Below are 10,609 nucleotides of genomic sequence, written 5' to 3' on the forward strand. Positions count from 1 at the left end.
GAAGAATAACGATGCTTTTAAATCAAATCCTGTCACGGGAAAATATGCTTCAAGCATTAAAACGAGTAGAACAGAATAAAGGAAGTCATGGAGTAGATAGGATGCCCGTACAAATCCTACGACAGCACCTAGTCGAAAACTGGCATTCTATCAGAGAGGCTATTTTCAAGGGTACTTATGAGCCAATGCCTGTCCGAAGAGTCGAAATCCCGAAAACTGGTGGAGGTTTTCGGCTACTAGGTATTCCAACCGTGAAAGATCGTTTGATTCAACAATCCATTGCCCAAGTATTATCGAAGATATATGACCCGATGTTCTCCGAACATAGCTATGGCTTTCGACCAAACCGAAGCGCCCATGATGCGGTAAGGGAAGCAAAGGGATATATCAAAGAAGGATATAGATGGGTTGTAGACATGGATTTAGAGAAGTTCTTTGATAAGGTCAACCATGATAGACTCATGAGTACACTTGCGAAAAGAATCAAGGACAAACCACTATTAAAGCTAATCCGCAAATATTTACAGGCGGGCGTTATGATGGATGGAGTTATTTCAAGTACAGAAAAAGGAACGCCACAAGGCGGACCATTAAGTCCATTACTCTCTAACATAGTTCTGGATGAACTAGAAAAAGAGCTAGAAAGTCGAGGGCATAAATTCGTTCGTTACGCGGATGACTGTAATGTTTACGTAAAATCGAAGCGGGCAGGAGAACGAACAAGGGTAAGCATTCAACGATTCATCGAAAAGAAACTTCGATTAAAAGTGAATGAGAAGAAATTAGCAGTAGACCGACCATGGAAACGGAAGTTTCTAGGGTTTAGCTTCACGTCTTCTAAAGAACCAAAGGTTCGTATCGCAAAAGAAAGCTTAAAACGAATGAAGAAGAAAATACGAGAAATCACTTCCAGAAAGATGCCCTATTCTATGAGATATCGGATGGAGAAATTAAACCAATATCTAATGGGTTGGTGTGGATATTTTGCATTAGCGGATACTAAATCACTGTTTATAAAATTTGATGGTTGGATACGAAGAAGACTTCGCATGTGCCAATGGAAAGACTGGAAGAAACCAAAGACAATCGCAACCTTATACATTTAGGTGTCCCAAAAGGGAAGGCTTATGAATGGGGAAATAGCCGGAAGGGCTATTGGCGCGTCTCGAATAGTCCTATATTAGATAAAACCCTCGATATTTCCTATTGGAATAATCAAGGGTTTAAAAGTCTACAAACTCGTTATAAATTCTGCGTCATTTATCTTAATTGAACCGCCGTATACGGAACCGTACGTACGGTGGTGTGAGAGGTCGGGAGTTAATCACTCCCTCCTACTCGATTTTAATCTTTTGTAGTGTTATAACTTTACTTGATTGTGTGTATCGGCTCCTGTCTCAACAGTTCAGAAATCCGGTTTTTCTCACCCATAATCGCAACCTTTGGCTTATGATGTTGCGCTTCTTCATTTGACATAACAGCATATGAAATAATAATGACCATATCACCAACTTGCACCAATCTAGCTGCCGCACCATTAAGGCAGATAGTTCCACTGCCCCTTTTTCCTGGTATAATATATGTTTCAAAGCGAGCTCCATTATTATTATTAACAATTTGTACCTTCTCATTAGGTAGCATATTCACAGCATCAAGTATGTCTTCATCAATTGTGATACTGCCAACATAATTCAAATTAGCTTCTGTTACTGTAGCTCTATGGATTTTTCCATTCATCATCGTCCGAAACATGGGCGTGTTCCTTTCTATTAGCTATTGTTATAAATTTGTTATCAATCTTGATTTTTAAGTGGACATTGTGCTGCAATAACAAAAGAGGTTTCCTAGTACAATGGCTCTTGCAATCCAAGATCACTTAGATATTCAGGTAATCAACTCTCTGCCCTTATCCTATATGTTTGATCTATTCAGATACATAAATATTATTTATACTTTTTGCTTGCCTTTTTTTGGTGCGATTCAATTTGATATCGGTAAATTACGAACTTTTTTCATTTTTATATAACACACCAGTTGTAATGAATAATATGCAATTATTGCTTCGGTCGGCGCTTGAAACTTAAAATGGACTAGTCATTATGCATCCCATAAATTACTTCTTCCTTTTTTATGAGAATATTATGATTTTCTTGTCCGAAGTTATACGTGTATATCTTCACTTCCTTATCAAATTTACTCTCAACTTGATGTATGAAAAAGTGCTTCATTGATACTATTATTCAATATATTTAATCCTTGTTCTAAACCTCTTTGATCAATAGTTAAAGGTGGAATCAGCTTTATTACATCCGATTTTGAACCCGAAGTTTCTATTAGTAAACCATTGCTAAATGAAATTGAACAGATTGTAGTTGCTAAACCATCTACTTCAAAAGCAAGACCTTGAATCATTCCCCTTCCACGCTTGCTAATAGGTAGATCCTGAAAATTCCTAACTAATTCATCTAAAAACTCTTCAATAATTGTAGAGCTGATCTTTATATTTTGGCTAAAATTATCTGCTTCCCAATATTTCAAAGCTTCTGCAGCAGTTATAAATGCAAGATTATTACCTCTAAATGTACCATTATGTTCTCCTGGTGACCAAACATCATATTCTTGTTTAATAAGGTTTAATGCCATTGGTAGGCCATAACCGCTAATGGATTTGGAGAGGCATATGATATCTGGTATAATTCCTGCATTTTCAAAACTAAAAAATGAACCAGTTCGACCACACCCAACTTGTATATCATCTACAATTAACAACATTCCATATTTACGACATATCCTTTCAATACCTTTTAACCACTCAATACTCGCTGAATGTAATCCTCCCTCACCCTGTACAGTTTCAAGAATAACAGCCGCTGGTAAAGACATTCCACTTCCTGGGTCACTTAGTAATTTATCAATATACTCTAAAGTATTGAAGTCTTCACCAAAATATCCATCATAAGGCATACGCAAAACATGATTTAAGGGAATTCCCGCCTTACGTTTAGATTTATTTCCATTTAAAGCAAGAGAGCCTAGAGTCATTCCATGAAAAGCATTGGTGAATGCCATTACGTTATGTCTACCTGTTACATTTCTTGCTAACTTTATGGCGCTTTCTACTGCATTTGTCCCAGTGGGACCTGTAAACATCATACGATACTCCAGACCTCGAGGTTTAAGAATAATCCTATTAAAACTCTCGATGAAATCTGTTTTAGCTAATGAAGCCATATCTAAACTATGGGTAATATTGTCATTAATAATATATTCAAGGAGCTTCTCTTTGAGTTTAGGGTTATTATGTCCATAGTTTAAAGCCCCAGCCCCAGAAAAGAAATCGATATATTCTCTATCGATATGATCGTATAGTCTATACCCTTTCGCTTTAACAAACATAGTAGGGAAACTCCTTACATAGTTCCGTACTCCCGACTCTAAATCTTCAATAATATTTAAAGTTGACATTGTTTATATCTCCTTGAGTTATTTTACTTTTCGCATGAGGTGTTCATATTACTGAGTATCTATGTTTTACAAAATATAAAAAGGTAGGAATTATACAAGCTCCTACCCGAAACAACATTTTAACTTAAAGAACCATCATCTTAATTCATCGCTATTACCTTTTGCTTAACGTAAGTACTTAGTTGATTTACATTACTAAAAGTTTCAGGATTTAAACTGTTATCATCAAATTCGAATCCGAATTCATTCTCTATTGCTACAAAAATTCTTAATCCGGTGACAGAGTTGATACCTAATGTAAACAGATCTGCTTCATTACTTATTTCTGAAATATCATTTATTTCATCAATATATTCAATTATAACTTCTTTAATTCTAGTTTCGATATCCTCCATCTTTTCACTAACCTTCCCCTACTTGGATTTAACCTTCGTTAATCTTTTGGCAAATGAATGGGGAGTCATTCTATGGAAGGATATTAATTCCCCTTCAAATATCACATTAAAGACACCATAAGGCGTTGGAGATAATTCCATCATTTCTGATCGGTCTTTAATTTGAATAATATTTGGTTTGATTTTTACAGCTTCTGCCGCTTTTAATGCATTTTGTGTAGCCACGTCTAAATATGGACATTGATTAGTACGTAATATAGTTAATCCTTGATTAAAACGATCTAAGCGTTCATTCCAATTCGTTGGGAAGTATGGGTTCTCGTGTTTATCCAGTATTTTATAAACTAATAGTTCAAAAGAGTAAGGTGCTTTATCAACTTGCTTAAAACCATTTTTAATAAAAATTTCTTTTGAAGGAGCCCAACCAGTATCTGGATTTGTAACTACTACGACTCCATTTTTATTCTGGTTCTTCGCATCATCGATACACTGTTGTATAAGTTGTGATCCGAGACCCAAATTATTCTCCCCAACCCATATACAATGAATTACTAAATAATTGTCCGCATGTACTGCTCTCCAAGAGTCTTCCCCTGGAGCATACTCTATAAAGCCTAATTGTTTCCCATTATCTTTGAATTGCATATATACTAGACCGTTTTTTGATTCTTCTTCCGTCCATTGTACCTTTTGTTTGTACCCATCAGACTTTTTCATACTTCTCATACAATAACATCCATGTTCACCAATATTATCTTTATATATTTCAATCCCCACTTTTTTCTCCTCCTATACTTGTGGACTCAATTGTTTTTCACGTTCTTTCTTTATTTCTCTTTTCCATCTCAGAATAAATTTAATTTTTCAATTATTTTCACTAAATAAAAGCCTAGCAATATTCTTTTTAACCAATTGTACCATAAATATTACCATAAGGGTTATATATTTCCATGATTTCCAAATAGCGTTGAGTACTAGTGAAATCATAAAGAGGCTGACCACATATTCATTGTTGGACTATTAAGTTATTATAGGTATTATTTTAATTAATTTTGGCAGGTGCCAATTCGGAACTAAATTTCATCCATACTGTATTAACTAGGAATTCCAGTATATCCCCATTGTACAAACCCCATTTAAATTAATTGAGATTGATTACTAAGGCTTGTTAGGTGCATCCTGTTTTTTCCTTATATATTTACATTTAATAATGGCTATTGAATAAATATAATTATTATCCCTCTTTATTTATATTCTTTTTAAAGCAAGCATGGTTTTCTATGATTTGTTCAAGATTTATATTAGAATTAATGTTATTAACCACATAATTAAAAAGTTTCTTATAATTTTGAAGCCATAACTCTACCTTTGAAGTTGGATATTTCTTTTTATCAAATTTGATGGACATTAATATGAACCTATTCTTAGTTGCATACCCTCTAAAAGGTACATTGTGAGTTAGAGTATTGCTTATATCACGAATATTAAGACTCCTGTGTTTAATATGATTCATATATGATTCATCTGATTCACCAACGAAGATAAATGAACGTTCATATATAGCTTGCTGTATATAATCAAGGTTTACATGTGTCCATTTAGCTATTTGTTCCGGAGAAACGAAATCATGTTGAAGCGCTTCAATTTGGCATATCTGTAAATTACGAATCCAATCAATCACAGTTATCTCATCCTTTAATTTACTACGCATTGGCAGAAAGTTCGATAGCGGTCCGGAAATTCTATCAACATTTTGAACTTCAGATGTGCGCCCTGAACTAAGAATTCCATATAATACATCATGGTTATTATCATAGCAACACCAAGTCATAGCCCATACTGCTTGTAATAGACTGTTTAGAGTTATACCGTACTTTTTAGCTATTCTTTCAGCATCATTAGTTTCCTCGCTACTAAACTCAAGTTCTATTTCTCCTGAAATAAAGGTTTGATTACTAGTTAAATTTAACGATTCAGTAGTGAATAATTTCATAGACTTAAATTCATTCTGCCAATATAACCTACTTAAGTCCGTATTTTTACTGAAAAACCATTTAACATAATCCACAAATTTCCCTTGATTTGTAATTTCTACATCAACACCCATGTTAAGAAAGTCATATGTTTCAATAACATCATTCATTATGTTCCTCCAGCTCCAATTATCGAATAAAGAAGTTGAGTAAGTAAACATAAAGAAATGCTCATTGGTTGATAGTCTAATGAGTTTAAATCTTACTAGTGGCAAGTGTGTAGAATTTATACCTTTTGTTCGCTCGTAGTCTATGAACTCATTAATTCTACTTTGGTGACTAGTGGTGTCCATCATTGACCAGTCAATATACTCAAAATCAAATGGAATTCGACGATATAAAATTTGTATCGGAGCTTTAAGTTTTCTCCATCTAAATGATGTTCTAAGTATAGGGTGGGCGTTAATTACCTTTTCCCATGACTTTTGAAATATTTCTACTTGAAGATCTCCTTCAAGTATCCAATAAATTTGTTGGCTATTTAAACCTTTATTCGCATAAAAAATATTATGGAACAAGATAGCGCGTTGCATAGGTGTTACAGGATAAATATCCTCGATTTCAAATTCGCTATTTACAATCTGCTCAATGTCATTTCGTTTTATATCATTTTGCGGGATACTAAGAATAGTGTAGTTGTAACTCTGTTGTGTTTCACAGTACTGAGTCATTATATCTATTTCGCTTATTAAAATTTCTGAAATTTTTTCTATTTCATGAACACTTAAAAACGAATCATTGTAAACGAAATTATAGTGAATTTTCCCTCGATTTATACCAAGGTTTACATCTAATACATAGTTAGTTCGATTACCTTTACCAATTGACTCACCAGGTGATTCTGATGAAATTGATAACAGTTTACCTGATGGTAGGGTTGAATCTAGGTCTCCAACATAATTGAATCTGATTCCCGAACTATGGAAAGTAGAAAGAGTATGTTTTTTGGACATGTATCGGAGTAGACCGAAGTTTATTCCATTCTGTGGTACTTTAGATAAAGCCATTTTAATTTCTTGAACCAAATCAAAATAATCCCAGTTTGATTTCCGCTCTATATGCAATGGATATAGACTTGTAAACCAACCAATAGTACGAGTCAAATCAATTTCTTCCATTGAAAGGTTACGCCCATGACCTTCCATATCAATTAGAATAGAATTTATATTAAAATATTTATAAAGTGTCTCTATCCAAACAGAAAGAATAACCTCTTCTATTCTAGCTTTTAAGAAATTAGGGACGATATTTAGAAATCTACTAGTATTTTCTTGTGAAATAAAATTTGTATATTCACGAACTTTTCCATATTTAACATTCGGTGTTTCGAATAATATTTTTCCTTTGTTAGAATGCTTGATAATTTTTTCCCAGTATTCTACTTCTAATTCTAATCTATTTACAGAAAATGACTGTTGCAGAGTACGTGACCACTCTGCAAATGAAGTAGATGATGGTAATAAATTTATTCTATTATTATTTAGTAACTGTTGAAAACATGTAAATATATCATTAATTAAGATTCTCCAAGACACACCATCCACCACTAAGTGATGGATAATCAATACTAGTCGCGAAGGCTGACCAAATCCGGTTTCTATATATGCAAATTTGAAAACAAAAGGTTGAAAAATATTAATCTCTGTTTGTAACTTTGCAGCGTAATCTTCAATTACGATTTTTTGTTCTTCGCTGTTTAACTCTGATATATCTTTTACTAATAATAATGATTCTTCTTCAATCAATTCATTACTTGGTTCGATAACATTAATGACATCATCCTTTTCGTTAAAATACATTCTCAGCGCATCATGTTGCTTAACAATAGTATGAATTACTCGTTTCGCCATCTCGAAAGATATTCTTGGATCTAAATTCAAAATGACCGCTTGGTTAAAATGATGCGGATTTTGTAAATTAAGTTCAAAAAACCACTTTTGAATAGGGGTAAGTAGGACAGGATCGTCACTCTCTTCGCTCATTTTTGTAACATCTTCACGCCTTGAGGCTATTTTAGCTATATTCTCTATAGTTAAATGCTCAAAAATATCTTTAGGCGTAATGTTTATATGCCTTGTTTTCGCCTTTGCTACAATTTGAATACTTTGTATTGAATCCCCTCCTAAATCAAAAAAACTATCATAAATGCCTATCTTTTTTTTTGGAAGTATTTCGGTCCAAACCTCTAGTAATATTTCCTCTGTTTTATTACGTGGTTGGACTATTTCTTTAGATTTATACTTATCTTCTACTAAAAGTTGATGGTTGGAAAGTAAAACACGGTCTACTTTTCCACTTGGTGTTAGAGGTATACTATCTATTCTAATAAATTGGGAAGGAATCATATGCTGGGGTAAGCGATGTTCCAACCATTTTCTAAATGAAGAAGAATCCCATTCTTTACTTTCCTCAATCACCAAATAAGCAACTAATTGCATATGGTCCCCATTTGTTTTTTCCTGTGCAACTACAACACATTGTCTTATAGAATGATGTTTAAGTATCTCATGTTCTATGTCACTAGGTTCTATTCTAAATCCTCGTATTTTTAGTTGTTTATCAATTCTTCCTAAGAACTCTACATCTCCAGTGGGTAACCACCTTCCAGCATCACCGGTTTTATACATCATTTGATTAGGAAAATAAGGATCAGAAATGAAGGATTCTCGTGTCTTTTCGTCATCCAACCAATATCCCTTACCAACAGCAATACCTGATATATAAATCTCACCCGGAGCTCCTATTGGGACTAACATATACTTATCATCAAGTATATGAACACGTACGTTCGGTAATGGTTTCCCTATTGGAACTCTTGCTTCATTTTCAGTTAATCGTTCTTTGGTGTTATACTGCATTGTATCGTCGGAAGCCTCAGTTGGACCGTATGCATTTGCTATCTTTGTATGTGGAAAGAATTCCAATAGCATATTGAGTAATGACACAGATAAAGTTTCACCTGTTGCCATAATCCATTGTAATGAAGACAGTATCGACGTATTATTAGATTGAGACATTGCATGTTGTACAAACATTTCTAGAAGCTGGGGTACAAATTCAATGACTGTAATCTTGTGTAACTGTATTAGTTCAAAAAGTTCATTTGGATTTAATAAACTATTTTTATCTACTATAACGGTAGTTCCGCCTATTAATATGGGTGAAAGGAATTGCCAGACTGAAATATCAGATGATGAAGGTGCACTTTGTAAAAACACAAGATCATCATGTAGATTCATATATTCAAATTGAGCATATATATGATTTATTACTCCATCGTGCCTTAGAACTGCTCCTTTAGGAAGTCCAGTCGAGCCAGATGTATACATCATATAAATCGGATTTTTTGCTGAAATAGGGTAATTCAAATTATCGGATGGATAATCTTCCAAGTCTGTATCTTGATTAGAAATGAAAATCACCGAATCAAGTTTTTCATATAGGTACTCGGTGTTATTTCTAACATATTCATCGACTATCACAATACTACACCCACTTTGAGTGAGCATGTATTGAATTCTCTGTTCAGGATATGTAGGATCTATAGGAATAAATGCTTTACCAGCTTTTAAAATTGCAAGCATAGCAACTAGGAAATCCGTACTTCTTTCTTTATAAATTCCAACAAATGTGTTATCTTCATTTTTTTGTGAAGATATTTCAAGAATCTTTGCTGATAATTTGTTAGCCTTCTTATTTAATTCATCATAAGTAAGTACAGTCTCTCCATAAATTACTGCAACACTATTAGGTGTTTTAAGTACCTGTTGTTCAAATAGTATATGCAAAGGAGTATTTACAGGATAGCTATTATTCTCATAATAAAATTTTTCCAGAATAAACTTCTGTTCTACTTCATCCATCCATTTTATATCTGAACATTTGATATTTGGATTCTCAATAATGTTTTGGGCAAGAAATATCCACCGATCTAAAAAATTTTTAATGGAATATTCTTTATATACTTTCGTATTGTATGTTGCGAGTAGTCTCATCCTATTTGGTGATTCATCTAATTGAATACAAACATCCGTACCAATTGGTATATCAATTGATTTAGAACCATGTAAGCCTTGAGATTTAAAAATGATGTGAAATAAGTTTTCTATTTTTATCTCATTCTCTTGCATTAAAAGATTTACTAACTCTTGGCAAGAAATATCTTGATGCTTGAATGCATCCAAAATAGTCTCTTTTACTTGTAGAAGAAATTCTTTAAAGGTAGTTTCTTCTTTCTGCTCTGTAAATAATGGTAAAAAGGAAGTCTTATCAATAGATGGGTAAGTAGGTATTCCAATAACAGTATTTTCTTCTCCCGAAAACTTTTGTAAAAGAACTTTCAATAGAGTAGCTCCGATAATAAAAATTGAAATAGGAGAATACTTTCCTAACTTTAGAATTGACTCAGCTAGATTTTTTGGAACTTCTGCCTCAATAGTTGCATATTCTGCTTCCTCAGTTTTATTTGAAATTAGATCGGGTATCAATTTTGTGGCTAATTCAAATGATTTTAACTTATTTAACCAATACACTTGATGAGAAAAATTCATTAATATTCTCCTTTTTTAGATGAGTTTTCAAAGAAGGACATTTAAGATATATATAATTAATTATTACTTTGATTATAATTTTCTATATTAATAGTTTTCTAATTAAAATTTTTTCCTCAAAATAATTTTAATAAGCTAGGAACACCCTGTTAAGGGGGTCACTAGC

The 10,609-nt window shown here is 33.2% G+C and carries 5 protein-coding genes and 1 pseudogene; 1 reads left to right on the forward strand and 5 read right to left on the reverse strand.

The features are described from left to right. Nucleotides 1-11 precede the first annotated feature (11 nt). A pseudogene (gene ltrA, locus NSQ92_RS24575) lies at nucleotides 12-1,273 on the forward strand (group II intron reverse transcriptase/maturase). A 95-nt stretch (nucleotides 1,274-1,368) separates the two neighbouring features. Here ltrA and panD read toward each other — a convergent pair. The 5 genes from panD to NSQ92_RS24600 form a co-directional block, all read right to left on the reverse strand. Then, entirely contained in the window at nucleotides 1,369-1,752 is a 384-nt protein-coding gene (panD, locus tag NSQ92_RS24580) for an aspartate 1-decarboxylase (protein ID WP_341123783.1), read from the reverse strand. Nucleotides 1,753-2,199: 447 nt separating this feature from the next. Beyond that, complete coding sequence (gene ectB, locus NSQ92_RS24585; protein ID WP_341123784.1) at nucleotides 2,200-3,465, reverse strand: diaminobutyrate--2-oxoglutarate transaminase; 1,266 nt, start codon at nucleotides 3,463-3,465, stop codon at nucleotides 2,200-2,202. Between the two features lie 140 nt (nucleotides 3,466-3,605). Further along, a complete protein-coding gene (locus tag NSQ92_RS24590; protein WP_341123786.1) occupies nucleotides 3,606-3,860 on the reverse strand; it encodes an acyl carrier protein in 255 nt (84 codons plus the stop codon). A gap of 18 nt (nucleotides 3,861-3,878) precedes the next feature. Beyond that, nucleotides 3,879-4,586, reverse strand: a complete 708-nt coding sequence (locus tag NSQ92_RS24595; protein ID WP_341123893.1) for a GNAT family N-acetyltransferase — start codon at nucleotides 4,584-4,586, stop codon at nucleotides 3,879-3,881. Nucleotides 4,587-5,094: 508 nt separating this feature from the next. Further along, entirely contained in the window at nucleotides 5,095-10,443 is a 5,349-nt protein-coding gene (locus NSQ92_RS24600) for an amino acid adenylation domain-containing protein (RefSeq protein ID WP_341123787.1), read from the reverse strand. Nucleotides 10,444-10,609: the final 166 nt, after the last annotated feature.

This window comes from Niallia sp. FSL M8-0099 (assembly GCF_038006945.1).
Taxonomy (GTDB): Bacteria; Bacillota; Bacilli; order Bacillales; family Cytobacillaceae; genus Niallia; species Niallia circulans.